Genomic DNA, 26,649 nt, shown 5'->3' on the forward strand with positions numbered 1-26,649 from the left:
TAATGTTAATGCCTTCTATAGAATTATTGATATTATTTTAGCCATCCAATCAATATTAATCTATTACATATGATTAACAACATTTTTTTAATACATATTCTCAGTGGTTTTATATACTACAAACCTTCTCTATATAGAGATTCAATTATACTGTATAAAAGTTTTTTACTTTTCTTTAAAGTAAAAAAGAGCTCAATCTTTCGTTATTAAGATTAAACCCTCTTCATAGTATAAGTGATCATTTTTATTTTTCAACTTGAAATACTAGTGTTTTTTTAACCATTCTACAACTAAATCAAACCAATGTTCACAATGCGGATTTATATGAGCAGGCTCAGAAGCAGTAGTTTCATCACACAAAGATAGTCCATGGACTCCACTTTCGAAAATATGAAGTTCATATGGCACTTTATTCTTAGTTAATTCAGATGCAAATTTTAATGAATTAGATACATAAACAAGCCCATCATCTGCAGTATGCCAGATAAAAGTTGGTGGTGTACTTGGAGTAACATAATTTGTTGGACTAAGCTCTGCTAATTCTTCTTTTGTAAGATCTGATTTTCCAAATATAGCTTTATTAGAAACCTTCCAAAATTCTCTTACCCATTCATTGCCGGTTTCTTCAACTTCTTCTTTCATCAAATTATAGTCTAGCAATGGATAACCTAAAATTACTGTATTAGGTTTAAATGTTTCATTGCTAACATTGAATTTTTCTTTTAGCAATTCGTCCTGCCAATGAACTCCCATACTTGCAGCTAAATGTGCTCCTGCTGAGAATCCACATATGCTGATTTTTTCATTGTCTACAAGCCACTCTTCTGCATTCTCTTTTATTACCATCATTGCTTTTGCTAAATCAAATAATGGACCTGGATAAACTGCCCTTTCGTTCACCTGCGGAAGATTATTGAAGTCAATCTCCATATTATTAAAGCAAGTATTATATCTAAGTACAAAAGTATTATAGCCTTTTGTTGCAAATCTCATCGCAATAGGCTCTGCTTCTCTGTCAGAAGTTCCAAGGTACCCACCTCCAGGACAAATGATTACAGAAGCTCTCTTTTTATTTGTCTGGAACTCCATTGAGTTGTCCAAAATATAAGTAACTAAATTTACCTGCTCATTATCTTCCCATAGTTGAATTTTTTTAATTAACACACCAAATTCCCCCTACCCTTTATTAAAAGTTATTTACTTCACAATTGTATTAATTTAATAAAAAAGTAATGTAATACAGTATAAAGTTAACACTGCTTATCCTATAATTATACATCTCATTTATTGGATCTTAAATATTAGTATTAATTTTTCTACCTATTGTTTTGTATTTTCGCTTGTTCAAGTTTAGTAATTATTGAAATTTACAGCTCTAAATCTAATCCCTCGTATGATTTATCTATAGAATTATATATATTCTGCAATCTATTTCCAATGGCTTTAATGTCTTTTTTCTTCACAAGTTCATAGGCGGCATCCTTTAAGGAAGGTAATGATCCATCAATTATTTTTTCTATTTTATCCTGAAACTCATCTAAGGTGGATGCTTTATAAATCTCTTTTCCATCAGAAAAGTCATCACTATAGATAGGAATATCTCGTACCAACACTGCAATCTTCATTGCCAATGCTTCCAGTAAAACAATGCCTTCTGTTTCCTCGTGAGTGAGAAATAAAAACAAATCGCTCCCACTATAAGCATCTCTAAGCTCATCAGCAGAAATATATCCTGGAAAAATTACGTTCTTAGGTGCTTCTGCAATAGCTTTTTGTATATATGATGGTACAAGTTTTAAATTAGTGTAGCCAAACCAAATAAATTTTATATCAGGCATACGTTTAGCCAATTTTATAAAATCACTGATTCCTTTTCGCTCTATGTAATGGCCAACTGATATAACTACTTTTTCATTAGGTTTCAGCTTATACTTCTCTCTGAACCTCTTGACTCCGTCAGGGCTTGGGCTAAAATAGGAAAGGTCAACTCCATTTGATAAAGCGAATATTGGCTTTTTAATACCATAACCGCTAAGTAACTTTTTTGAGTATTCTGTTGGAGTTATAATAACATCCCCGAGGCTATAACAAAACATAATCCATTTTTTAAAAAGTGGTGCAAAAAAATCGGATCCTTTAAAGGAATTTTTAAAATCCTCCATTGTAGAATGTCCATAATATATTACTTTCTTACCTTTCATCTTTGCAACTATCGCAGCAACCACAGAATCAGGAAAAATCGTATTAAGTTGCATTACATCATAATAATCTTTTTTATTCGATGTATAAGCAATATTATTTTCTTCCATTGCTTTTTGCTGATGATGGATTGCTTTTCCAACTCCACTCTTTTCCACAATTTTCAGAGATCCCTTAAATAAAAATATCTTCATTAACAACTTCCTCCAGATTTAAACTCACATTGGTTATATGAATTCTTTCATATTAAATATATAGGTTCTTTTATAATAACTCTTCAAAAATGACTTCTACTCTATTTTAATAATGGCAATAAATATTGCATTATCAAATTAAGTCCAAAGCTATAGGCAGCAATGGCAAAGGGTTTGCCTAAAATTATAATAACAACAAATTTTCTCAAGGTTATTTTACTAACACCTGCTAAATAACATAGAAGATCGTCCGGTGCTACAGGCATAAATATAGCTATGGCAAATAACTTTTCAAAATTTGGTTTTTCAAGCCATCCAACATACTTATTAAAAGTTTTCTTCTTTGCTATATTTTGAACAAAAGAAAGTCCGTACCTTCTAGAAATAAGAAATGCTATAATTGAGCCAATACATATTCCAATATAATTATAAATAAACCCTTTAACTGGACCAAAAGCTATGATTCCACCTAGGCATCCTATACCTCCAGGTGCAATTGGCAATACGGCTTGTACTGCTTGAAATACCATAAAAATCACTGGAGAAAATATTCCAAAATGATGCAAAAACACTTCTAAGGCAGCCTGAGAAGTGAATAAGTGCTTTTGTACACCATAGATTATAAATACTCCCACTAAGGCCATTCCTAAAAAAGTAATGCTATTGATTACAATATTTATTTTCCATTTTTCACGCCCAGTATACTCCATCCTTAAGCTCCTTATCTAATTTCCTTATATTTATTGTCTCTATTCTATAGTTATAGATATGCCAATAATTAAAAAGCTAATCTGATAGTTCTATCAACTATTTATGTTATTTTAAATTTTGTCTATTATAGATATACCAGTTCCAAATCAAATGTATTTATCAAGTAAAATACCATTAATAATTAAATAGATTATTGGTCTGTTCTTAAATCGTGGAAATGGGATATCTATTCCTCTAAATTGACGTACTACTTCAATCATTAGACTCAAAATAATGCTTTCGATGGTCTTACGAAGCTTTATTTTGATAAATTTCAATTTGAAGTAGTATGTATATTAAACTAACTTTCAATAATTATATCAAGTAATTGTAAACTACAAATACTGAAAAGTTAAACTAAAATTAAACTGGGTCCTAATTACAAATAAAATTTATAAATTCACTTTATTAATGAAAATAAAAACACCACCTTTACCTTACGCAAAAGTGGTCATTATCCCATTCATATTAAAACTCATTGTATGATATTAGCTTGATTTCATGCTTCAGATATTTATATGCCAGTACTAATTTTCTTAACTATACCTTAAATCTATATCCAGCTCCCCAAACAGTTTCTATATGCGTTGGATTTGAAGGATCTTTTTCAATTTTTTCTCTCAATCTATTAATATGAACTGCAACAGTTTTAACGTCTCCATAAGCATCTATTCCCCATATCCGCTCGTACAACATTTCTTTACTGAAGACAACATCAGAATTTGTAACAAGATGCAGTAGCAACTCATATTCCTTATTTTTGAACTCTATCTCTTCTCCATTAACATAAACTCTATGAGTTTTCGGATTTATCCTTATACTACCAACGTGTATTTCTTCATTTTTATAAGATTGCCCAGCTGTAAGTCTTTCGTATTGAGCAATATTGGACTTTACTCTTGCAACTAACTCTGTTGGAGAGAACGGTTTTGATATATAGTCGTCGGCACCTATACCAAGACCTCTTATCTTATCAGCATCCTCAATCTTAGCAGTTACCATGATTATTGGAATATCAATAACTCCTCTTATTTTCTTACAGATTTCATATCCATCTATCCCTGGAAGCATTAAGTCCAGAAGAATTATATTATACTCCCCAGAAGTAGCCTGCTTTAATCCATCTTCTCCATTTGTAGCTATAAAAACTTCAAATCCATTTATTTCTAAAAAGTCTCGTTCAATTTCTGCTATAGATTTATCATCCTCAATTATTAAAACTCTGGCCATCTATGTTACCTCCTACGTTTTTATATATAGGGAGTTTCATTATAATCGCTAATCCACCATTCGTAACATTTTCTGCTAATATCGCTCCACCCAAACGTTCAAGAATTTTTGTTGTAATCGATAATCCTAAACCGCTGCCTTTGCTTGGATTACTTCTTGAAGAGTCCCCTCTATAGAATATATCAAATAACTTTTCAATGGCATCACTTGAAACTCCAGGTCCATTATCCTCTAGTCTAATTTTTATATAATCATTTTCTTTAGTACAAGAAATTTTCATTTTTACTTCAGACTTTTCCTTATATTTAACACTATTCTCCAAGATATTGATTAAGGCGTTGCGAAGTTGAACCTTATCTACATTTACACAGATATTTTCAACATTTTCAGTTAATGATATTATGAGGCCTTTATTTTCATACTCATAAGTCAAATTCCATATCATCTCTGATAGATATTTTCCGATATCAACCTTCTCCAAGTAGAATGGAAATTCTCCAATATCGAGTTTAGAAAATAAAAACAGCTGATTTACAATATGCTCTAAGTCATTGGACTTACTTTTTATTGTATCTAAGTAATGTTTTTGTGTCTCTGGAGTAGATGCAACTCCCATCTCTAGTCCCTCTACGTATGCTTTTATTGAAGTAAGAGGCGTTCTCAAATCATGAGAAATTCCAGCAATTAATTCTTTACGATTAGACTCATCTTTTTGTCTTGCCTTTACTGAGTCTGAAAGTCTCTGTGCCATCTCATTAAAATCAGAGCAAACTCCTGCAAACTCATCGTTCTCAGTATACTCAATATTATACTCCAAATTTCCATCACGTATTTGATGAACTCCATAAACTAAAGTCTCTATTGGTGTAATTATTCGCTTGAATACAAACTTTGTTAAGAATCTATTTGTAAGAAGTATTATAACTATAATGAATAAAAACATTATTATACCTTCATTAATTATCCTAGTACGATAATCTTTATAATTTTCATTATCATGATTATTAAAGTTTGTATCTGTTAATAGTATAGTATATTTTCCTACATTAGCTCTATAAATAGCAATATTGTCCATAGAAAAAGTATGATTATTATTCTGTGCTAAAGCAATATTCATTATTGAGCTATCTAAGTATGAAGAAGAAGGATACAATAGTTTTTCACCTTCATAAATGGATAAAGAAACTTTCATCACACTGTGTTTTCTATTAAACTCATCTACTACAGCCTTTATCTGCTCTACTTCAATAGGCTTTGGTAGATTAGTTATAATCTGATCTATTTTTTTTATTGAATCATAAAACGGTTGCCCGTCACCATCAAATAATTTCTCATCGTGAGTTTTCGTTACTTCCATAACAACAAACATCATTCCAACAAACATAACAGAGCTCAATAGTATTGGAACTACTAGTGCTAAGATGTTAGAAATAAATAACCGTCTCTTTATATTCAGGTGAATCACCTCTCTTTTTATTAACAGAATATATTTTATCATAAATAATCAATATTTTCTGCTAGTATATCTTTTGTGCATCAAAGGTTCATATTTGATAATGCTTTATACAATCTCTCCTTATGTAATTTGAACTTTTCTAGTATTATACTGATAATTTTCTTGAACACAGTTTTTTAATTCAAAAACTCTAGAGCAAACTAGTGACACAATCTCAGTGCTTTGAGTGATGTCCCATAAAAAGGATGCTTCTCCTTGTACATACTCAGTAAGCTTAACATTAATCATTTCTTTTAATGAATTCATTTGTCTCGTTTTATCTTTTAACTTATCTGATATTTCACTTATATGATCATTTAAGAAATCATAGTTTTCAAGCAAATACTTTTGAAGGTCACGTTCATATTTGAGATGGATAGGTATATTACCAACACCACCTGATATGTGTGCATTACAGCAAAAATCGCATAAGTAGTGTACAACTATTCCTAACTGCATCGAAGTATAAAGATTAAACCTTTTTATAGCAATAAGCTTCTCAATCTTATCATTTATATATCCAAGGGATTTTTGCATGTAGTGAGGATGAGTTTTTACATGCCAACACTGATCAATCATTATAAGACCAAAATTAAACATAAATTTAGAAAATCCTATTGGTGCATTTTTTATATTTTTTCTAAAAGCCAGTTCTGCTAATTTCACATGGGTCTTTATTTTCATATCAAGCTCTCCTGTCCATAATTAATTATTAGTTAAATTTTATATATCTTTAAGGAAAAACTCTTAATTGTCCAGTGCTTCTAAAGACGAATTTCGTCAATAGACATTTCTTATCAATTCCTCAAAATAAATAATCAGATGTAAATTACGTTTCCGTATGAGAAACTCTGCCACTTATACACCTTACTTTTAATTTCAAAAACATGATAATTTTATATAGAAACCTCTTCGTATCCCTTGTATATATCCATAGTCTTATACAATTGTTCTACAGCTACTGCAAAGCTTTCTGCTGAAAATCTTCTTGCAGTTTTTACTGCTTCTAAAGACAATTGCTTTTTCTTTAAATCATTAAATATAATTAAATTCAAAGCTTCAATAAAGTCTTTAGTATCATTAAAAAGATACCCATTCACGTAATTTTCAATAACTCCATCTAGACACTTATCTGCTTTTGCTATAACAGGCAATCCAGCAGCAAGGGCCTCGATATAGGTGAGTCCTTGAGTCTCGCTTTGAGAGGCACTTACAAAAACATCTCCAATTTGATAATACCTACCTATATCGTTCCAAGGTCTTTCTCCTGCAAACACTACTTGTTCGTTTATCCCTAAATCACTTGCTATTGTTTCTAGTCTATTTTTATCAGGACCATCACCTATAAGCACAAATTTCACATCTTTTGTACATTTAAAATAATCTTTCAAATTAATCATTATTTCTTCAATATTTTTTTCTTTAGATATCCTACCTACATACAACAAAACTTTATCTTCTGCATTTATTCCGAGACTTTTACGTAAGCTTTGTGCCATATCAAAATTATAATTAATTCTAGAAAACTTATTTAACTCAATGCCTGTAGGTATAACTGAAATATCTTTTTCAACATTGTAGGATTCTAGCATGTCTAGAACCTTCTTCGTTGGGACAATGACCTGATCTGCAGAATTGCAAAAATTAACACTTAATTTTCTAGCTGCTATCTTTGCTAATGGATCAAAAATTTTAAGTTTTACAATATAATGGGTGTAATCCTCGTATATGGTGTGGTATGTGTGAAGAAAAGGAATGTTAAGTTCTCTAGCCATAGCTCTTCCAAAAATGCCAAGTGAAAATTCTGTATGTGTATGAATTAAATCTAAATTTAATTTCTTTATAACCTTTGCCAGTCTTGGATTATAGAACAATCCAACCCTTCTTGCACTTGCGAAAGGTATACTAGGTACTCTGTAGACATTTTTCTCCCATCCTTCTACCTTTGGATCTGTTGTTGTAAACACATATACCTTGTGACCTAGATTTTCAAGGTATTCTTTAAGCATTAGTACCGAAGTGGCTACCCCGTTTATTTGTGGATAGTAGGTATCAGTAAAAAGTCCTATATTCATTTTTCTTGCTCCTTTTAACTCTCAATTAAGCTACATATAAAAATTTATCTGTTCGTAATACAAACTATTTTCTATTTATTAATTAATACTTAATAGTAAAATTCTTCTATAGTGATTTTTTTCACTTGTATGAAAATCATGCAATTATACATTTTGCCATCTATTCATTAACACATCTTTTATATGTTCAACTACAGTATAAATTAAAGAGGTTAAATCTAAAGTATTAATTGTTAAACTATTTATAAACTAACTTTAAAAGTTTGTTAAAATTGCACTGAAAATTTAAAAGAATACTCTAAATATCAAGTTATAACTATATCCCCCATTTGCCATGGCACACAAGAAACAGTGTGGAAAAGCTTAAGCGCTTATTTATATTGTTTTTATAACCATATTTGGATTAGTGAACTCATTGCTATTTAAACTCCCTATGTTTATGTATTAAAAAAATGTTGTTGGATATTTGTATATAACCAACAACATTTTTTTAATACATACCTATAGTGTTTTTATATTATGACTATTAATCATTCTTCTTTAAGGAATTACCGTGTCCAAATTTAATCTATTGATTGCATAAAATCTCAGTTCCTAGATATACTCTAGCATGTATAAATAAATATTTCAGCTAGAAAAACGTAAAGGTTTCATCACAAAATCTAAGTTATTCATGTTAAAAAATCGTGGTTTCTGATGTTTTTCAAAGCATGAATAACTTCAATATTTAAGTTATAAATATTATAGGAGATAGACTTTAAAAGACTATTACTCCTATTATTTTGTACATAAAATTTTATATGGCTTTAAATTTCTTTAATGCATTTGCAATACCATCTTTGTCAACTTCATCAGTAACATAGTATGCAATAGATTTAATCTCATCTGTACCATTTCCCATTGCTATGCCATGTTTCACAAGTTTCAGCATTTCAATATCATTTTGAGCATCACCAAAAGCAAAGGTATCCTCTTTGTCTATTCCTAATTTTTTGAATAAAAACTCAACTGCTGATCCTTTAGAGAAACCAGGTAAATGTATATCCAATCTAATATTAGCTTCAATATAAGCATGTACAACCCAACCTTCGGGAAGTTTTTCTTTAAAATTCATCATATCTTCTTCACTATTAAATAGTATTGTTCCCATATTAGCATGTACATCTTCTACTTTCCATATATCTATTGAATCCTTTGGCTTATCTGGTCCACCTAAGAATAATTCCCTTTGCCTAACACAAAGCGGGTGATCAAGATTGCTGCACCATACACCGTGATGCCCACTTAACAGATATTGAGCATCACATTTGTCAGATAAATTCATTATATATTGGATATCTTCTATTGAAAAATAATTATCATGTAATACCTCGTTGTTAAACACTATATAATTCCCATTACAAAATATATACCCATCAAAGTCTAATTTTGAGATAGTTTTAGGAACTGCTGACCTTGCCGTAGCTACCACAGTATAGTTACCATTTGCTCTAAATTTTTTTAGAGCCTCAATAGTACTTTGTGCTGGCTCAATCATCCCAGAAGGAACATCTACTAAGGTTCCATCTATATCTAAAAAAGTTATCTTATTTCCCATATAAATCCTCTCCCTTGAAAATAACACTCCACTTAAAATCATTAATTCTTAATTTTAGATAGTATTAATTCGCTTTAAGTTCTTAAAGTTCCAATCATATTATAATAAATTACCGAATTAATTCATAAGTAATCTAGCAAGTAAACTTTCATATATATACACACTTTATATACATTTAAAATTCTATCACAAAAGTAAAGGAGTGAATTTTCTAGTTTTGAAAACCTATTGTTATTATTTCAGTTTTTCTTTTATACTTGTCACTTCATAAAGTAAACACTTACCCCCAATAATATATTTTAATTCAATAAGTCGTATATCTTGCATTTATATTTGAGGTGAGACTTTTTCTTTAAAAATCAATATAGTCTTCTAATTCAATTGACATATCTTATAATATATTTCATTAATTTTATATTATTATTTTACACTTTTTTCATCGTTTTAATTAAGTTTTGTAGTTTTGTGTCGAATATTGATATATAAAGTCTTTTTTTGTTTTACTTGAATACTATCATTCATAACCATTTATTCTGATATTTTTATATTTATAAATTTAGTTATGATATATTTTTTTATAATATTACATTTCTAATTGGATATTTGGAAAAAAATTTTCAAACTTGCCTGCAAAGGATTAACAAAAATAAATTCAGGTGAATCAATAATGTTAAAGAGAGGTTTATTATATGTCATTTACACTTGCGTTCCTTAGTATATATTTTTTCCTATCCGCATTACTTGCAGTATTTTTTGCAGCATATGCTATATCAAAGGGAACAACTACATTAGTAAAAGTTTTCTTTTCCCTTTGCTTACTTGTTAGTATTTATTTATTTGGATATCTTCTGGAGCTTAACAGTAGTTCATTACCTCAAATAATGTTTTGGAACCAGATTCAATATATAGGGATACCATTTTACCCAGCTTTATGGCTTTTACTATCTTTAATTTATACAAAAACAATTACAACCTTTAATAGAAATACCTTTTTTATTATATTTACAGTACCTATTTTGACTTTTTTGATGCAGTTGACAAATCCAATGCATCACCTTTATTATAAATCACTTATGCTAAAGACAACATTAGGCTTAAATTTTCTTACATTTGATAAAGAACCTTGGTATTTGTTTTACTGTATTTATATAACACTATACTTTCTCATATCTATATCATGTTATGTAAAGAACTATCGAAAAGTTGCAGACTTTGAACGTTCAGGGTATAAGATTATGATTTTAGCTTCTCTGCTTCCTTTTATAAGTTTTGAACTAATTTTAATAAATCCAGGAAATGTGAGCTTTAATTATGTAGCGCTGATACTTCCGTTTTCTTTTTCTTTAATACTTATAGCTCTATTCAAATATGATTTCTTAGCACTTAAAACTTTAGCTAGAGATGTTCTATTTGAGCGAAGTTCTGATGCCATGATTTTGATAGACAATACAAGTCGTCTTATGGATTATAATCCTGCTGCTGCAGAGCTTTTCCAAGAACTTGACAGTTCTATGAAAGGTAAAACCATTGAGTTCATATTAGGAGATCAAATTAATCTTCTTAAAATATTAAATACCAATGATAGTAGCGATATAAAGATTTCTAATGGTGATAGCTATGGATATTTTGAAGTGAAAACAGTCACTATAAAAAATGATTTTGGTAATATTGTTGGTAGGCTCATAAATCTTATAAATATTACTGAAAGAAAAAATGATCAGGAAGCGCTAAAAATACTTGCTTCAACTGATGCTCTTACTAACCTTTATAATAGAAATCGGTTTATGCAACTAGCTAACCTTCAAATGGAGTGTTCATCTGATTATAATACCGGCTTTACACTTCTAATGATTGATATAGATCACTTTAAACATATTAACGACACAAATGGTCATGCTGCAGGAGATGCTGTTTTAGCTTATTTAGGATGTGAGATGAAAAGGTATTTTAGAAAAACTGATATAATAGGCCGTTTAGGAGGGGAAGAATTCGCTGTAATATTACCCTCCACCAGTCTTGATGCAGCCAATAATATAACAGAATTCTTCTGCGATATGGTTTCTAAAGAACCTATCATTTGTGGAAATAAACCTATATATTTTACTTTGAGTATTGGAATTTCAGTATATGATAGAAGACTTAAAACTTTTGGTGAAGTTCTAAAACTTGCCGATGAAGCACTTTATGAGTCTAAAAAGAATGGCAGAAATAGAGTGACGGTTAAGGTTTTAAGCTAATAAAAATGTCGCTGAAGCGAGCTTTTTTAACGAATCTGTCTTTTCAAATGAATATGAGGACAATTGAGCAGTGAAATCAGTTTTATTTTTTACTGTATCGCCATAAGAAGTTTCTGAAAGCATTGAAATATCTTGGTTTAGCTGCATTAAATTTTTATAGCTTCTTATGTAGTAAAAAAGCATTAACAGCTTATATTGATAATATATCTGTCAATGCTTTTGTTATAGTTTATTTGATAGCCTTATTTTGAAGCTCGTCCAAGGTTAATCCTACATTATTCTTAATGGTTTTCTCAAAGTTACTTTGATAATCAACGTCAGATACCTTATTGTTATTTGACTGAGCTAGAATATTCTTTAGTATTTCATTTCCCTTAGAATCGAAGATGTAGTTTATAGCCAATACTGATTCAGTATAAATCTTTTCAATACTATCTCTGTCTTTCCACTGACTTTCCCATTGTCCTAGTGTTGATAAATCCCTAAGAGGTATTACTTGTCCCTTTATGGGCTTTGTTTCTAATTTGAAGTCTTTATTATAAAGCTCATACTCCATATACTGTGCAAAGCCTTCATCTAGCCAAGGTGGCAAAGTGCTAGATAAGTTATTTTCCTTTAAATAAGCTCTAATATAGTAATGAGTGTATTCATGTGTTACTGTCCTAAAAAAACTTTCTTCACTGCTTTCATCAATACCATTTTCACTATTTATCTCTTTAATAGTTTTTAAATTGTGAAGGTTTATTACACCATTATTATAAAGTCCAAGAGTATCTGCACTGTTAGGTGAGTTACTATATTTATTATATTCTTGTTTATCTTTATAAACTATAATTTTTAAAGGTTCTGAATCCTTCACGTTAATAACAGAATTAAGTTTTTTGTTTAAATCAGGTATTTTATTTACTATTTCTTCAGCTAATTTCTTATCTTCTTCGTAATAATATACCTCTATGTTATTATACTTTACAACATTCATGCCTTTTGTAAGTTCATCCCTAGATTTTGCAGTATTAAGATTGGTATACACAGCCTTTATAAATTGGACTTTTTCCTTATTAGTCAATTCATGCATCCCATTAATTTGTATATAACCAGCCCTAACGCCCATTTGTAACACACTTACAATTAAGAATATACTTATCATAGATAAAAATAGTATACTTCTATAAATCAGTCTTTTTCTACTATATATTCTAAAAATCTTAAGCTTTCCTCTTATCATCCCTACTATAAAAAACAGAATGAATAGTACAATCGATATTACAAACGTATATGTTACTACATTAGTTAAATCATAACTAAAAGGAACAACAAAAAAAACAACACCAGCTGAAATTACTGTAAAAACTATTACCCATAATAAATAAGCAAACACTAATTTAATGAATTTTTTCATATTTCGTGTAGCAGTTAACCTCACTGCCTTCCCCCTTTATTTTCTACTTTTTGGTTATCGTGTGAATTTAAGAAAACTTAAATTGTCTTAATGATAAACAAAAGAAAAATCCCTTTGAAAGTATTCTCAGCTTTGCTGTTATTCTATACTTCCAAAGGGATTTCAAATTTTCAAATTCATCTATTATCCACACCAAAGCTATCTACCTTCAATTAATGTCTTAGCGTCATAAAGCATAATATCAGCCTCATGTATCATGTTCTCAAAGGTTGTTTTAACATTTGGCTTATATATAGAATATCCTATACTTATGGATAATGGATAAGTCTTGTCGGAATACTGATTATATTTATTAAAGTTATGATTGATAAAATCTATAATTACTTTTGCATCTACTTTTGAAGCTTTATTAACTGCAATAGCAATAAATTCATCTCCACTTATATGCGCTACTATATCATCTTTTCCAAAGGACATTCTTAGAAGATTAGCTGCAGTTCTAATTGCTTCGTCACCCTCTTTATGCCCATGAAAATCATTTATTTTCTTTAACCTATTTAAGTCTCCATAAAATAATGTAAATTTACCTCCTGTAATCTGCGCAGCTCTAAATAGGGATCTTCCCTGTTCATAGAGACCTCTTCTATTTAGAAGACCTGTTAATTCATCTATATACACAGCTTTATTTTCTTCAACTAGCTTTTCAACCTTCTCGAAGGCATCAGAGAATTTTGCAGCTAATATATATGACTGTGAAAATATAAAAATAAACAAACCTATTGGAGTAAGAGATTTAGTATACATCATACCTGCCTGCAATAATATATCGTGAATTACTGCAGTAAGAAACACCAAAAATCCAAGTAAAATTATTATAGCGCCTTTATTCTTATTGATTATATCTTTAACAATAATATACAAAATATAGATAAATAGCAATACTCCCCATATTTCAAAATACAGCAAAAAAGTATCGTAAACTTCAATGCTTGTACATATTGTTATTACACTGACCAGTATTGATATGATATTCATTGCTTTTACTACTTTTGCTGAGAATTCATGTTCAAAAATCTCTTTAAAAAACATAACTATAAATGGTAGAGATATATATACTGTTAGATATGCTAGCTTATTAAATAAAGCAAAAGAAATATTAGGAATTATATCAAATATAATTCTCTCGCTAACTATTGCATTTCTTAATGAAATGCATAAACAAAATATACCGAAGTATAACGGAGCTTTATTCTGAGGCCTCCTATAATATAAAGCAAAATGATAGATTCCCATTATAACAAGTGCACCTATAATAAAAGCATCTGAAGCCACACCACTCACATATTCCTTTTTTATCTGCTTCGCATCTCCTATATAAATACTTTGAACTTTCCCAACCACATTATTAAAGTTTGACATTTGAATTACTATTTCAACTTCACTTTTATCATTATTAAAAAATGCAATTTGATGTTCAAAACTTCCTGCGGCACCATACTCATCTTTACTTACTTGTCCAGAGGAAGCTAGTAGTTTACCGTTAACCCATATTTTTGAAGCAGATAATATATATTGCGTCTTTATTCCATAAAGTCTATCATCATCTGGTTTCATTTTAATTCTAAGTCTCATGGTGCCATAACCGTATTTAGGAAGTGTTTTATTATATTCAGAAACCTTTACTGTGCTTGGAACTTGTAAATAGTCATCAGCTTTTCTTGTATCATTATTAAAATCCTTTGGTTCCAGTAGCTGCCCCCAATATAATTCCCATTGCCCGTCCAACTTAGCTATTCTACTATTATCAAAATTAACATTGCTTAAGTCTACTTTTCCTTGGAAAGCTCTAGGTATATCGTCTTTCTGAACATCACATCCAAATAAAAAAAGTGTTATAAAAATAAAGAAGATAAGGATTAAATTTTGTTTTTTTAAAATCAAAGTGTTTTTCTTAAACATCACTCAACGGCCCTTCTATAAGTTTTCCTGCAATATTCGACTTCATTTCATTTATTGTTTTGAATTTTACTTAATTTAATATTTTACTTGTATTATTTTTACTATTACATACCGGCTAATATTTGTCAAGAATATTACATTTTTCCATTAGTTAGTTGAACTCGTTAGGCAAAAAATCATATTTATTTTGATTATTAAAATATTTAATGACTATATTTCAGATTTTAATACTAGCTTTAATATACTTATGTAATATGTTTATTATTTGAATAACTTCAACTGTTAAATTAATGCATAAATTAATTATACATTAAAACACCCCAATTTTTAACCATTAATGCATATACTTTTCATTATACTATTGAAGATTTTGTCTTCATGTACGGTTCCAATGTATTCTACACAACGATAATATATATCTTCATATATTCCAAATAAAATTTCAAAAAAACTCTATATAATAAATTATTATATAATCTATTATATAGAGTTTTTTATATGAATTATTGTCCTACTACATCAATTAATGGACCATCTATAAGTTGTCCTTTTTTAATAAAAGGTAAAACAGTATCACTTGAAAAATCCTTGGGCATGTAACTGTTAGGTGCATATCTTCTTGTTAAAAGTCCCATATTTATAAAAGTGTCTGCAATCAACTCGCTGCAAAAATAACTATCGTTAGTAATTTCTTCGTTAAGAATTCTAGCTTCAAAAAATTCTTTGCTTAAATTAAATTCTGATTCAGGAAAATTATCCATATGTACTTTCCCCACAAATGTCTTAAGCTTTTCCAGCATTTCTTCAGTTATTTCACAGCCATTATAACGAATTTTGAATCTATTATCTTTTTTATCCTCAACATCAGTTATAAGTCTCGCCTCCAAATCAACAAGCATTGGCCCAACCTTTGATTCTTTTAGTTCAACATCTGGAAGATTTACCAAAATGTTTGATTCCCAAAGTAGTAATCTGTCACTTTTAGTTATTCCTATATCCTCTGGCCTTACTACCATACCAACATGAGACCATTGACTTCTAGTAATTATTTCATTAAGTTGACTACTTAAAAGCAATCCGTGAAAAAGAATAAGATCCCCTGTCTTTAATTCATCTTTAACTTCATCATAGAAAACAGTGTTACGGTCCATAAAATCCTCCCCATCGTACATGACTAACTTCTACTAAATATTTATTTATTCTACAATATTTTCACTATTCCATAAATACTGGAATTTGTCAAGAAGTTGTAGATTTTTAGTCAACTTTAAATTATTAGTTGAATAAACTTTACTTTATTCCAAAGGTTTATAACGATAAAATTGAAGAATTCAAATCCTTTGCAAAAAAAATCAGACTTAAATTCATAAGTCTGATTTTTCTCTGTGGGCATTAGGCAAATATTTTAGCTGTTCTTCGAATTAAATTATATCTTGTAACTCTTTAAGCTGTAATATCCACTGTTGTAAAAAAAATTATCCTCTCTTGCATAGCCTTAAAATTATTATAGCAATCTAAATACTTGTTCTACCGCATCCATCATATTTTCCTTTGCAATTTCAGGGTTCATTGCTTCCTCTATGGTTGTAACCCCTCTTACAATTGGAAAGAATGCGTCAATTCCTACATTATTACATTCTTTAGCTTCTCTAGTAACACTTCCCGCAAAAGCGATGACCTTTTTATTATATCTCTTTGCAAGCTTTGCAAGTCCCACTGGAACTTTACCCATTGCAGTTTGAAAATCCAGTCGTCCTTCACCAGTGATTACATAATCTGCGTCAATTATCTCTTTCTCAAGTTCGATAATCTTTAGTACAAGCTCAATGCCTGGCGTTAAATCTGCATTTAGAAATTCTAAAAATCCAAATCCAAGTCCTCCTGCAGCTCCTGCTCCCTTTGCTTCGGAGCATTTTTTCCCTGTGAATAATTCTGAAACCTTAGCATAATTCCTCATAGCTTCATCTAAACTTTTCTTCATCTCATCTGTTACGCCTTTTTGAGGTCCAAAAACAAAAGTTGCTCCATTAGGTCCACATAAAGGATTATTAACATCGCAGGCTATCTGAAACGTACACTCTTTTAGTTCCTTTATTAAATGTTCCTTTGATATACTTGCTATTTTATCTAAAGCCTGTGCTCCTTCTCCAACCTTTTGTCCATACTCATCTAAGAATTCATAACCTAAAGCCATAAGCATACCAATCCCACCATCATTGGTTGCACTACCTCCGATTCCGATAACAAAATGTCGTGAGCCTTTTAAAATTGCATGTTTTATCATTTCACCTAAACCAAAGGTTGTTGCCAACATTGGATTCTTGTCAAAATCATTAACTAATGTTATACCTGCAGCTGAAGCCATTTCCATTATTGCAACCTTCTTTTCAGGAAGATAACCATAATAAGTTTCAACAGGTTTTCCCATGGGCCCTGTGACTATAACACCTACTTTTTCTCCACCAAGACCTTCCAAAAGCGCATCAGTAGTCCCTTCTCCTCCGTCTGCTAGTGGTTTAACTACAATCTCAGCTTCAGGTTTTACTCTCAAAATACCTTCTTTTATTGCATTTCCTGCTTCCATTGAAGAAAGACTTCCCTTCATAGAATCTATAGCTACTACAACTTTCATAAATTGCCTCCACTCTCTGTTTAATAGACTTACTTAAGTAATTTAAGCTAATTCATTGTTTATTTTAATAACTCTTAGCCAGCTAAACTATATTTTGCAAAGATTGACTTCATCAATTTTAAGATGAACCTAATTTAAACTTAATGTTTAGATATTATCATGATTTGTTTCTAAAAAACTTCACCTTATTTGCAGCTTCTTTTATATCATCAACCGATAGAAAAGGATTGTACTGATAAGTTCTTTTTACTAATTTAATTATACATAATTCTGTACAACTTTCTACAAAACTATCCATTTATTGCTACGAATAAATGGACATCTAATAAAATAGATTTTATGAAAATAAAGATTGGTAAGTTGTTTAATTTAAACGGTTAATTTAATTTCATGGAGTTATTTTATATTAATTATCATTTACGAGTAAATCATTTAAGTTATTACTTTCTATTTCCATTTGGTTATAATTTATTATTACTCAAAGTCTATTAATCAATATTTTAAACACCTCATGCAACATTTCGGAATATTGATAAAGTGTAGAACATATAAATAATAGTTTGAGGAGATATTTATGTACAATAAAACTTTAAAATTTTATTGTAACAATTCAAATTTATCAGTGCAGTATATAAAAAAACATATTGCCACTGCTTGGCAATTTAAAAGAATTTGAATTATTTAGATATAAAAAAGATTCTCCATACAAGTCAGCTGAAGAAAATCATTATAGATATTATTGTGCAAAACAATGGCTACTACGAGATTATAGATTTGTAAATAGTCACTTATTAAGCTAATAATCTATGAAATTTAACTTTGTAATAGTCTTACAAATTTGAATATAAATAAAGTCATGGGAAAATAGAATCTCTATTTCCCCATGACTTTCGTACTATTTAGGACTTTTGTTCATTTTATAACAGTTATAAAATTATCAAGTTTTATTTGCGTGAATATCATGAGTATTATATTCTTTTGTAGAAATATTACAATCACTTATTATTTTGAAGCTGCATACATGTCAGTAGCTACACATAAGTAATAAGAAAGTCCTACCTGCTGACCTTCAAGCATATTTCTATGAAAATCATCCTCTAAAAAGAATTTTGTCTGAGCTGCAAGTGCCTTTGCATCAATACTATGACCATGCTTTCTCAAAAATTGAATATGATTTTCCAATACTTCTTGCACCTTTTCATCATTAGCCCTCAATCCACTTTTCAGTGCATCTCCCATATATCTTATGAAACGTTGAGCTTCCAGAGCTTGTTCATTCATCTTAGGCACATCAGCTTCCTGCACCTCTGGTATATCATAGCCATATTTGTCTTTGATATATTCGCTCTGCTCAGAAAGTGCAACCTTCCACTGATCTTTGTTAAATCCCTTAAACATATCTGTTGTATTCATAATTTCTCCTTCCTTACTGAGGACGATGGATTCATTTATAGTTTTTAACAAACAATCAAGTCTCTGCTTGCGCGCAAGTAGCAGTTCCTGTTGCTTTGTTAAACATATTAAACGACTTGGTTCATCCTCCAATGCCTTTTTGATATTTTCGAGAGAGAAATCAAGCTCACGATAAAACAATATCTGCTGCAAAATCTCAAGTTCCTTTGTCCCATAGAGACGATAGCCGGCGTCTGTAATCTCACAGGGCTGTAGTAATCCTATTTTGTGATAATGGTGGAGTGCTTTTATAGTTACTCCAGTTAATTTTGCAACTTCTTTTACTGTATATAGCATAATTCCTCACCTCGTTTATAATATTAAGGTCTCCTCTAAGGTAAGAGTCAATAGTTTTAAATTTATTTTATATTTTTATTTGGAAACCCTATAGATTTCAATTATTACCTATATTAGTTTTTGGGCTTCAGTAAGTGTACAGAATCAGTAATTATAATCGCATCTTACATATTATAGTGAGCCTTTTAATTCAATACATTTCTTATACAAAGGATCAAACTCACAACCACAACTTCCACATTCATTGTCTGCTTGTTCTACAGCTCTGATTAGGTCTTCTTTATCTCCGTTTCCATCAAGATATGCTTTTGAAGGAACAGCAATCAAATCCCAACCTGATCCTGCGAATTTTTCTAAAATGCTTTTTAATTCTTCCATAATAACTCTCCTTTATTTATTATTAATCCATTTAAAGATTCTAACTACTACTAAATATAAATTTTATCTAAACTTAATAATATAATTATGCACTTGTTCAGTAGAACTAACTAATTTAAAATTACAATTATTCAATACTCTAATAGAACCAATATTCGTTCTTAGAACTTCTGCTGTTATACCTTTAGCATCTTGAAATCCATAGGCCCAGTTTATTGATGTTTCTAAAGCCTCAGTCATAAATCCTCTCTTTCTATAATTAGGTGAAATACTGTATCCAACTTCTGAATAGCCATTTATATCTGGTACTCCTTTAAAGCCGATAAAACCCATTCCTTTTTTATTTTCCTTATTAATAATCAGCCAATATGTATACCACTCATGAATATCTTCATTAATGTTCTGCATTTTTCTTATTTTCTTTGATATTGCTAATTTAACTGAATCCATTATTGATTCTGATTCAATTGGATTTTCAACATTATTAATCTCATTGTTATTTATATATTGCAATTCACGAAAAGATAAAGGTTTCAAAAGTAATCTTTCAGATTCTAAAAACTTCTTACTCAATTTAACACCTCCATTTTTTGATTCTTAAATAGTACATGATAAATTATGCTTATGCATTAGTACTCTTTATCGAAATCCCCATAATTAAAGAAGGTATTATAGCATAAGGTAATTGCATTAGTAGTCCACCTTCTTTAATATTGCTAGTAAAAAATGGTGAAAAAGCAGATGTATACATATAGTACAAAGATTCAGATTTAAGAAAACCTAAAGATATCATAATGCAAAGAATTAACCCCACTATATAAATAAGACTAACTGACATTATATTTTTCACCCTGGTGCCTTGGTCTTTTAGAGTAAATCTTCCTATGAGATTATATAAAATTATTACTATAATAGCTATTGTCCATGTCTTTGCTATTTGAAAGTTCATTCTATTTATACCATCTTGCTGTGATTCAATTTTAGAAGAATTAAAGCCAATAACAAAATTTGAAAATAAGGTTACAATCCTCAAGAAAATATACCATAATAATGCTCTTATATTATTAGCAACCATAACACACCTCATCTTTTTAATATAGAAATAGTCTTAACTTCTCAATAAATATCAATTCCAAACAAATTTAATGTTTATCCCAATTACTTAAAATCACATCATTACACTCCAATTCATCGCACACAGATTATTGTTAATCACTTTACAAGCTTGTTCAATACGTTATTTTGCACTTCCATCCTTGTTAAATAACTTTCTCAAATGAAGCTCTGTAAATAAACTAGCTATTAACATAACAGCAATATTAATATAAAAAGCAATGGCTATATTGCTGGCATTGCTATAATTTAGAATTAAGCCTAGAATAATTGACAATAAACTTCCAACAATAATAAAATTAGAAACATATCTATTTCCTTCATTCCAGGTAGTCAAATTCTGCATTGAAAGTTTTGACTTATATCCGAATCCTGTAATCTGCTTTTGTTTTACAAATCTTAATATTAAAAAAAAGATTAATATTACACCACTCATTAATATATAGCTCATAAAAGTCACTCCTTTTTTCACATTTCTTTAATACATAGAACATTACATGTAATTTGCTCCACCTTTCCATTTCCGTACTATTTTTTATCTTTCCTTCTCTTTTTTGAGTTAGTATTGCTAAGTGTAAGCATTAAAACTATTGCCAAAGGAAGCCAAAGAAGTACAGTGTTTGTAAAATCCCCCATTAAACTTACTCCTGCTATCAATTTTGTAGATTTAATTTTGTCTTTTGGTTCTAATTTTTATATGTCATAGCTTCCGTATTTGATCATTAGAGCTTATAGATGAAAATCTTTATAAAAATAAACTCCTTCAATCTGAAACCAATTTTCAAAAACTTATCCTGTTATCTTTTGCACATTTAAGATATACTCACACAATTCATTATATTTCTTACTTAATATTCTCAAGTAAATGCTACACTCTTTAGGCAATACCACTTGATTTTCACTGAAAAATTTACGTAACCTTAAGTAATCTTCTCTTGATCTACTGCTTTTATCATCTTCCACTGAAGATTCCATTTTAGTTTTCAAGGCCTGTCTTTCTTCAGTTGACATTTTACTAAGTTCGCTTATGAATTTATCTATTTTTTCTTTATTCAATGTTTGAAAATTTTCCTGATTGTTTGTATTTTCATATACCCTATCTAATATAGTTTTTATATCATTTGGAAACTTTATTTCTTCAACAGAATCCAGCACATTCACTAAGTTATACCAAGCTCTCTCTTTTTCCTCAGTATCTATTGGCTCATCTAAGTAAGCATTTAAAAAAAATGACATTGCTTTGCCAAAATTACCTGGAAAAATTCTTTTAAGCTCCTTTTTCATATACCCTTCACAAGCCTTTTTATCAATGTCTAAATATAAACTTAATTTTTCAAAACTATCAGTTCTTAGACTTTTATTCACATCATCGTAATCCTCAAGTAGGCTTTCTATTATATTTTTAGATTTATTTAAATACTTGATTTTGTCATTGATTGAGTGTAGCTGTTTAACCATTACTTCATTTATCTTAAATGGATCACTTAGAATTATTGCAATGTCCTTTACAGGCACCTCCAGTTTTCTAAGTAGATCTACTTTCTTTAGTAGATCCACATCTTCATCTGTATATATTCTATAATTGTTTTCATAGTCTTTTGCAGGGTTTATTAGTCCTGTATTCTCATAATAATAAATAGCCTTTTTAGTCAATCCAGTAATCTTCATAACTTCATTTATCTTCATTAATATCACCTCTAAAACTAAATTTAGACTATTCCCTTGGGGTAAAGTCAATATTATATGCTGCTTTTTAATTCATCCCAAGCTTTCTTATATTTTCTTGTACGCTTAATTATATCTTCATCAGTTATATCTTTAATTCTTCTAAAATCCATATTATGCTCAAGGTCAGCTAATTTCACTTTGATTGCTAAAGGATTTACTTTAATTCTACCAATATAATCAAAATAATCCTCTTCTTCTCCTCTTGTTAAACATTTTAATGTACTTAAAACCTCCCCTGAGAATCCCATATTTTTAAGATCCTCAAAAGTTGTATCTGTATCTTCAACTACATCATGTAAGATTGCTACTATTTTTTCTATCTCAGATTCCATTTTGCTCATCACATATATTGGATGTAATATGTATGGCATACCACCTTTATCAGTTTGGCCTTTATGCTTTTCTACAGCTAGACATATTGCCTTTTCTAAATAACTAATTTTCATCACCTTTTTCTTAGTTTTTATAGTAATTGCTATTGAGTTCATATCTCAACTTTTAATTTATATATGCTAAAAGTCTTAGGCCGTGATTTTTAATCAAGTATAAATTAAATTTCAACATAGGAACTCTATATAGGTTGATAATTCTAAAATTAAACTTGTGTTTTCAATCTTCTGCTCAGAACCTAGTATAGTTTCAAAAATAGCTTTCGGATTGAAATGGTACATCTATAGATAAACTACTTCATATTAGAATTTATCAAAATAAAGATTCGTAGAATCATCGAAATCTTTATTTGGAGTTTAATAACTGAAGTAGTTTATCTATTCAACCCAATAGATACCCCATTTCCACGACTTAAAAACATACCAATAAGCTATTTAACTATTAACGGTATATAATTTGGTTTATAAATTCTATTTGGAACTCGCTCATATATATAGCCTTATATTAATATGATAGACATAAAATTTGAACATTAACCTTTCACCAAATATTTCAATGTAATCTAAACTCCAGCTTTCTTTGTCATATACCCCTTTTCTGCTAAGCTAACAAATCCTAATTTATCGTAAAAAGTTTCTGCATTATTACCTACAGTAACATTTAACCTTATTGCAGAATAGTTTCCAGATAATAAAGTTAATGTCCTTTGCAGCATCTTTGCTCCTATACCTTTTCTTTGAAATTCGGGGTGCACTACAAAATCAAGTATATATGGTAATCCATTAACATATCCAACCATACAAGCTCCAACAAATTGGTTTGAAATTGTATCAAAAATTAGTGTAGACCACTCATTAGTAATATTCATTGCTTTAATATGATTAAAATATGCTTGAACATTTAAAAGTTGAAAATCATAGGATTGAGATGATATATACTGAAACTTGTTATTACTATAAGAATCATAATAAAGTTTAGCCATTGCTTCAACATGCTCAATTTCAGGAGCTACTATCTTATATCGTTCTTCCCAAATCACATTAAATTCATCAGTAGCACACACCATAAGCTTGTCAATTCTATCCAACTTAAAGGCCACACTCTTATAAGATTCTACTACTCTTAAATCAGCATCTGGAATTACAATCTCTTCAGTTTCATCAGATATTGTATTAACATATAAAGTTAATACCTCAATTAGTTTGCTAATATTGTCAAAGGGAGGTATTACAAATACACATTTAAGAATATTGGGTTTAATAAGTGCTCCACCTATTCTTTTCCCTTCTTTTTCTACCCAGTAGCAAATATCTAAGTTTTTATACCTATCAATATCGCTCTGAAAGCTTAATGACATCCATTCATTAAAATTACTTAGTCTATAAATAGCATGATATTTAGCCCACTGTTCTGAGTTAGCCTTATAAATTTTATATTCATTTAAATTTTCCAAAATCTTAGCCCCTTCATATTAATTAATCTATTTCTAATTATCTTGATTTCTACGTTTGTATTCATATAGCCCTCCCGTTATTGCTTCTTTTACCGTACCTCTAATATCTTCTAAGCTCTCTTCTATTGCGTGTTTCACAGCCAGTTTAATAATGAAATATGCACTAATAATGCCAATTAAATATAAAAAAATCCCCATATGAGCCTCCATTTTTTTATTTCTATATATAACATAGTTTAAAAATATCGTTAAATTCATTAATTTATATGTAGAGCACCTCATTTACACCATCAATTTCTGCTCTTAATGTTTTAAAATATTCATCCATGAATTTCAGTCTTTTTTCACCAATTTCTTTTGCAGTCTTTGTATATAATTTATCAGGGATTTTCTTGAATTTTATTTCGTATTCAATAAAAGGTGTGTGTTTTGATACTTCTTTTATTCTTCCATTTTCAACAGTATTAGCTTTTAGATAGTCGCTAATTGGTGTGTCTGTTATTAATCTCTGTCCAAACTGTCCTGCTAACATAAAGGAACGAGCAATGCCGGTTGCTCCTATAATATCAAGTTTGTCTGAATCAAAAAGTATTTTTGCTTCTATTGTTTTAGGTTCATTTCCTGTCCTAAATCTGTGAGCACTGATGCAGTGTTTTATCCTATGAATTTTTTCTTTTTCGTATTCTAATTGCTTCAATATATCTTCAGCAATGTCACAACCTAAGACAGCATGATCAATTTCTCCAGTTTTATCTTGGCTTTCCTCTACTCTTGCAATATCGTGTAGTAATGCTGCTGGAATTAGAATCTCTAAATCAACATTTTCCTCATCCTTTGCAATTAATAAACAAAGATTAAGAACCCTAAGCACATGATCTAAATTATGAGCTGAACAGGTTAATCTTTCTTTAACAATTTCTAAAATCTTTTTATGTTTCATATTAGTATTCATATATTAGCCTCCAGCGTTCTTATATATTTATCCAGCAATTTATATATCCATGAATTTAAATCAGTGAAACAGTAACCTAATTTATTTGCATGGATTACATCAAGATCAAAGGACTTTTGCCCATTATATGGTCCTTCTAAACCTTCAGAAGAATAGATTGCTTTCTTGTTGGTTTTGAGCTCTACATATTCAATTATCTCTTTTAAAGAAATTGTCCCATTACTATTACCATTAATAGCTCCAACAAAATTTTGCTCTGCTATCCATGCTAGGAAGTCTCCTGCTTCGGCAGAATCTATAAAACCAATCTTTTCATTAAGATTATCCACATTTATTGAATTTCCCTTAATAATTTGTTCAACATAAAAATAAAGTCTTTTTGTATAATCATCTTCTCCAATCACATATGGAAGACGGACAGCGACTGATCCAAATTGAGGATATATCTGAAACAAAGCACTTTCTGCTTGACGTTTTGCTTCATTATAAGGAAAGTCTTCTCGAAAACACCACTTAAGTGGATATGAAATAGGATCAAATTCGCTTTCAGAAGTTTGGATATGCTGGTTTGTATAGACTGAAGCTGAAGAAGTCATTATGTATCTACCGCATTTCAATGAACTTAGTAAACCTTTTACGTCATTGGAGCAATAAGCAATATTATCAAAAACAACATCATAATAATCTCCGCCTATTGTTTCCTTCAAATTACTTGGATCATTTCGTTCGATAATAATCCTTTCAACCTTGTCTCCAAACACATCCTTTGCATTACCTCTAGTGGCTATTGTCACCTTGTGCCCTCTAGATAGTAGTGAGTTAACCAAATGTACCCCAAAGAATCGAGTACCACCAATAACTAATACCTTCATATTTACTTCTCCTAAAGAGTTCCTATATCGAAACTTAATTTATACTCATTCCAAAGTCCCCCTTCTCTGCGAATCTTCTGTCATGTATAAATTAACAGTTGACCTAGGGACTCTATAATATATAATAGTGTTCAAAAGCTGACTAAGTAATATCTCTACTCCATAAGTAGGACCTTCCAATCACCTGCGCTTTAAGCAATTTTTATAAACCTACGGATCAATTAAAAATACTTCTTGTCTCTAAAAC

The 26,649-nt window shown here is 29.8% G+C and carries 24 protein-coding genes; 1 reads left to right on the forward strand and 23 read right to left on the reverse strand.

The window, feature by feature from the left end:
* Positions 1–264: 264 nt before the first annotated feature.
* The 8 genes from OCU55_RS09415 to OCU55_RS09450 all read right to left on the reverse strand — a co-directional run bounded on the left by OCU55_RS09415 (position 265) and on the right by OCU55_RS09450 (position 9,540).
* On the reverse strand, positions 265–1,164 hold the full coding sequence (locus OCU55_RS09415) for an alpha/beta hydrolase (RefSeq protein WP_261852048.1): 900 nt from the start codon (positions 1,162–1,164) through the stop codon (positions 265–267).
* Between the two features lie 203 nt (positions 1,165–1,367).
* A complete protein-coding gene (locus tag OCU55_RS09420) occupies positions 1,368–2,393 on the reverse strand; it encodes an LTA glycolipid anchor biosynthesis glycosyltransferase, IagA/BgsA family (protein WP_261852049.1) in 1,026 nt (341 codons plus the stop codon).
* 101 nt (positions 2,394–2,494) lie between these two features.
* Positions 2,495–3,103: a TVP38/TMEM64 family protein gene (locus OCU55_RS09425; protein WP_261852050.1), complete on the reverse strand. Its 609-nt coding sequence runs from the start codon at positions 3,101–3,103 to the stop codon at positions 2,495–2,497.
* Positions 3,104–3,683: 580 nt separating this feature from the next.
* Positions 3,684–4,373 carry a response regulator transcription factor gene (locus OCU55_RS09430; protein WP_261852051.1) on the reverse strand — a complete coding sequence of 230 codons (690 nt, stop codon included), beginning with the start codon at positions 4,371–4,373 and terminating at the stop codon, positions 3,684–3,686.
* Positions 4,351–5,757, reverse strand: coding sequence for a sensor histidine kinase (locus OCU55_RS09435; protein ID WP_261852052.1), 1,407 nt, complete (start codon positions 5,755–5,757; stop codon positions 4,351–4,353). Before OCU55_RS09435 ends, OCU55_RS09430 begins: the two co-directional genes overlap by 23 nt.
* Before the next feature lie 192 nt (positions 5,758–5,949).
* Positions 5,950–6,552: a zinc dependent phospholipase C family protein gene (locus OCU55_RS09440; protein ID WP_261852053.1), complete on the reverse strand. Its 603-nt coding sequence runs from the start codon at positions 6,550–6,552 to the stop codon at positions 5,950–5,952.
* 212 nt (positions 6,553–6,764) lie between these two features.
* Positions 6,765–7,943 carry a glycosyltransferase family 4 protein gene (locus tag OCU55_RS09445; protein ID WP_261852054.1) on the reverse strand — a complete coding sequence of 393 codons (1,179 nt, stop codon included), beginning with the start codon at positions 7,941–7,943 and terminating at the stop codon, positions 6,765–6,767.
* A gap of 796 nt (positions 7,944–8,739) precedes the next feature.
* Positions 8,740–9,540 (reverse strand): HAD family hydrolase, encoded by an 801-nt coding sequence (locus tag OCU55_RS09450; protein ID WP_261852055.1) that lies wholly within the window; start codon positions 9,538–9,540, stop codon positions 8,740–8,742.
* Positions 9,541–10,229: 689 nt separating this feature from the next.
* On the opposite strand from OCU55_RS09450, the gene OCU55_RS09455 reads away from it, so the two are divergent.
* A complete protein-coding gene (locus OCU55_RS09455; RefSeq protein ID WP_261852056.1) occupies positions 10,230–11,777 on the forward strand; it encodes a histidine kinase N-terminal 7TM domain-containing diguanylate cyclase in 1,548 nt (515 codons plus the stop codon).
* Positions 11,778–12,006: 229 nt separating this feature from the next.
* On the opposite strand, the gene OCU55_RS09460 is transcribed toward OCU55_RS09455, so the two are convergent.
* The 15 genes from OCU55_RS09460 to OCU55_RS09530 all read right to left on the reverse strand — a co-directional run bounded on the left by OCU55_RS09460 (position 12,007) and on the right by OCU55_RS09530 (position 26,402).
* On the reverse strand, positions 12,007–13,200 hold the full coding sequence (locus tag OCU55_RS09460) for a collagenase (RefSeq protein WP_261852057.1): 1,194 nt from the start codon (positions 13,198–13,200) through the stop codon (positions 12,007–12,009).
* Positions 13,201–13,374: 174 nt separating this feature from the next.
* Entirely contained in the window at positions 13,375–15,135 is a 1,761-nt protein-coding gene (locus OCU55_RS09465) for a diguanylate cyclase (protein ID WP_261852208.1), read from the reverse strand.
* Positions 15,136–15,638: 503 nt separating this feature from the next.
* Positions 15,639–16,286, reverse strand: coding sequence for a hypothetical protein (locus OCU55_RS09470; protein WP_261852058.1), 648 nt, complete (start codon positions 16,284–16,286; stop codon positions 15,639–15,641).
* A gap of 353 nt (positions 16,287–16,639) precedes the next feature.
* On the reverse strand, positions 16,640–17,767 hold the full coding sequence (locus tag OCU55_RS09475) for a glycerate kinase family protein (RefSeq protein WP_261852059.1): 1,128 nt from the start codon (positions 17,765–17,767) through the stop codon (positions 16,640–16,642).
* Positions 17,768–18,769: 1,002 nt separating this feature from the next.
* Positions 18,770–19,516 (reverse strand): MerR family transcriptional regulator, encoded by a 747-nt coding sequence (locus OCU55_RS09480; protein ID WP_261852060.1) that lies wholly within the window; start codon positions 19,514–19,516, stop codon positions 18,770–18,772.
* A 171-nt stretch (positions 19,517–19,687) separates the two neighbouring features.
* Positions 19,688–19,894, reverse strand: coding sequence for a hypothetical protein (locus OCU55_RS09485; RefSeq protein WP_261852061.1), 207 nt, complete (start codon positions 19,892–19,894; stop codon positions 19,688–19,690).
* Between the two features lie 63 nt (positions 19,895–19,957).
* Positions 19,958–20,467: a GNAT family N-acetyltransferase gene (locus OCU55_RS09490; RefSeq protein WP_261852062.1), complete on the reverse strand. Its 510-nt coding sequence runs from the start codon at positions 20,465–20,467 to the stop codon at positions 19,958–19,960.
* A gap of 49 nt (positions 20,468–20,516) precedes the next feature.
* Positions 20,517–20,969 (reverse strand): hypothetical protein, encoded by a 453-nt coding sequence (locus OCU55_RS09495; RefSeq protein WP_261852063.1) that lies wholly within the window; start codon positions 20,967–20,969, stop codon positions 20,517–20,519.
* Between the two features lie 162 nt (positions 20,970–21,131).
* The gene (locus tag OCU55_RS09500) at positions 21,132–21,458 is read right to left on the reverse strand and encodes an SdpI family protein (RefSeq protein ID WP_261852064.1); all 327 of its coding nucleotides are present in this window, start codon (positions 21,456–21,458) and stop codon (positions 21,132–21,134) included.
* 338 nt (positions 21,459–21,796) lie between these two features.
* Positions 21,797–22,693: a MerR family transcriptional regulator gene (locus OCU55_RS09505; protein WP_261852065.1), complete on the reverse strand. Its 897-nt coding sequence runs from the start codon at positions 22,691–22,693 to the stop codon at positions 21,797–21,799.
* 53 nt (positions 22,694–22,746) lie between these two features.
* Complete coding sequence (locus tag OCU55_RS09510) at positions 22,747–23,223, reverse strand: GTP pyrophosphokinase (protein ID WP_261852066.1); 477 nt, start codon at positions 23,221–23,223, stop codon at positions 22,747–22,749.
* Between the two features lie 464 nt (positions 23,224–23,687).
* Entirely contained in the window at positions 23,688–24,578 is an 891-nt protein-coding gene (locus tag OCU55_RS09515) for a GNAT family N-acetyltransferase (protein ID WP_261852067.1), read from the reverse strand.
* A 33-nt stretch (positions 24,579–24,611) separates the two neighbouring features.
* Complete coding sequence (locus OCU55_RS09520) at positions 24,612–24,776, reverse strand: hypothetical protein (RefSeq protein ID WP_261852068.1); 165 nt, start codon at positions 24,774–24,776, stop codon at positions 24,612–24,614.
* Positions 24,777–24,840: 64 nt separating this feature from the next.
* A complete protein-coding gene (locus tag OCU55_RS09525) occupies positions 24,841–25,530 on the reverse strand; it encodes an HD domain-containing protein (protein ID WP_261852069.1) in 690 nt (229 codons plus the stop codon).
* Complete coding sequence (locus tag OCU55_RS09530; RefSeq protein WP_261852070.1) at positions 25,527–26,402, reverse strand: NAD-dependent epimerase/dehydratase family protein; 876 nt, start codon at positions 26,400–26,402, stop codon at positions 25,527–25,529. Before OCU55_RS09530 ends, OCU55_RS09525 begins: the two co-directional genes overlap by 4 nt.
* Positions 26,403–26,649 lie beyond the last annotated feature (247 nt).

The sequence above is a fragment of the Clostridium folliculivorans genome (assembly GCF_024341905.1).
In the GTDB taxonomy this organism is placed as follows: domain Bacteria; phylum Bacillota; class Clostridia; order Clostridiales; family Clostridiaceae; genus Clostridium_AR; species Clostridium_AR folliculivorans.

What these genes read in the sequence shown, in the direction of transcription:
- OCU55_RS09420 (WP_261852049.1), bottom strand. Translation starts at nt 2,393, where the DNA reads ATGAAGATATTTTTATTTAAGGGATCTCTGAAAATTGTGGAAAAGAGT.
- OCU55_RS09425 (WP_261852050.1), bottom strand. Translation starts at nt 3,103, where the DNA reads ATGGAGTATACTGGGCGTGAAAAATGGAAAATAAATATTGTAATCAAT.
- OCU55_RS09430 (WP_261852051.1), bottom strand. Translation starts at nt 4,373, where the DNA reads ATGGCCAGAGTTTTAATAATTGAGGATGATAAATCTATAGCAGAAATT.
- OCU55_RS09435 (WP_261852052.1), bottom strand. Translation starts at nt 5,757, where the DNA reads ATGTTTGTTGGAATGATGTTTGTTGTTATGGAAGTAACGAAAACTCAC.
- OCU55_RS09440 (WP_261852053.1), bottom strand. Translation starts at nt 6,552, where the DNA reads ATGAAAATAAAGACCCATGTGAAATTAGCAGAACTGGCTTTTAGAAAA.
- OCU55_RS09445 (WP_261852054.1), bottom strand. Translation starts at nt 7,943, where the DNA reads ATGAATATAGGACTTTTTACTGATACCTACTATCCACAAATAAACGGG.
- OCU55_RS09450 (WP_261852055.1), bottom strand. Translation starts at nt 9,540, where the DNA reads ATGGGAAATAAGATAACTTTTTTAGATATAGATGGAACCTTAGTAGAT.
- OCU55_RS09455 (WP_261852056.1), top strand. Translation starts at nt 10,230, where the DNA reads ATGTCATTTACACTTGCGTTCCTTAGTATATATTTTTTCCTATCCGCA.
- OCU55_RS09465 (WP_261852208.1), bottom strand. Translation starts at nt 15,135, where the DNA reads ATGTTTAAGAAAAACACTTTGATTTTAAAAAAACAAAATTTAATCCTT.
- OCU55_RS09470 (WP_261852058.1), bottom strand. Translation starts at nt 16,286, where the DNA reads ATGGACCGTAACACTGTTTTCTATGATGAAGTTAAAGATGAATTAAAG.
- OCU55_RS09475 (WP_261852059.1), bottom strand. Translation starts at nt 17,767, where the DNA reads ATGAAAGTTGTAGTAGCTATAGATTCTATGAAGGGAAGTCTTTCTTCA.
- OCU55_RS09480 (WP_261852060.1), bottom strand. Translation starts at nt 19,516, where the DNA reads ATGCTATATACAGTAAAAGAAGTTGCAAAATTAACTGGAGTAACTATA.
- OCU55_RS09485 (WP_261852061.1), bottom strand. Translation starts at nt 19,894, where the DNA reads ATGGAAGAATTAAAAAGCATTTTAGAAAAATTCGCAGGATCAGGTTGG.
- OCU55_RS09495 (WP_261852063.1), bottom strand. Translation starts at nt 20,969, where the DNA reads ATGGTTGCTAATAATATAAGAGCATTATTATGGTATATTTTCTTGAGG.
- OCU55_RS09500 (WP_261852064.1), bottom strand. Translation starts at nt 21,458, where the DNA reads ATGAGCTATATATTAATGAGTGGTGTAATATTAATCTTTTTTTTAATA.
- OCU55_RS09505 (WP_261852065.1), bottom strand. Translation starts at nt 22,693, where the DNA reads ATGAAGATAAATGAAGTTATGAAGATTACTGGATTGACTAAAAAGGCT.
- OCU55_RS09510 (WP_261852066.1), bottom strand. Translation starts at nt 23,223, where the DNA reads ATGAACTCAATAGCAATTACTATAAAAACTAAGAAAAAGGTGATGAAA.
- OCU55_RS09520 (WP_261852068.1), bottom strand. Translation starts at nt 24,776, where the DNA reads ATGGGGATTTTTTTATATTTAATTGGCATTATTAGTGCATATTTCATT.
- OCU55_RS09525 (WP_261852069.1), bottom strand. Translation starts at nt 25,530, where the DNA reads ATGAATACTAATATGAAACATAAAAAGATTTTAGAAATTGTTAAAGAA.
- OCU55_RS09530 (WP_261852070.1), bottom strand. Translation starts at nt 26,402, where the DNA reads ATGAAGGTATTAGTTATTGGTGGTACTCGATTCTTTGGGGTACATTTG.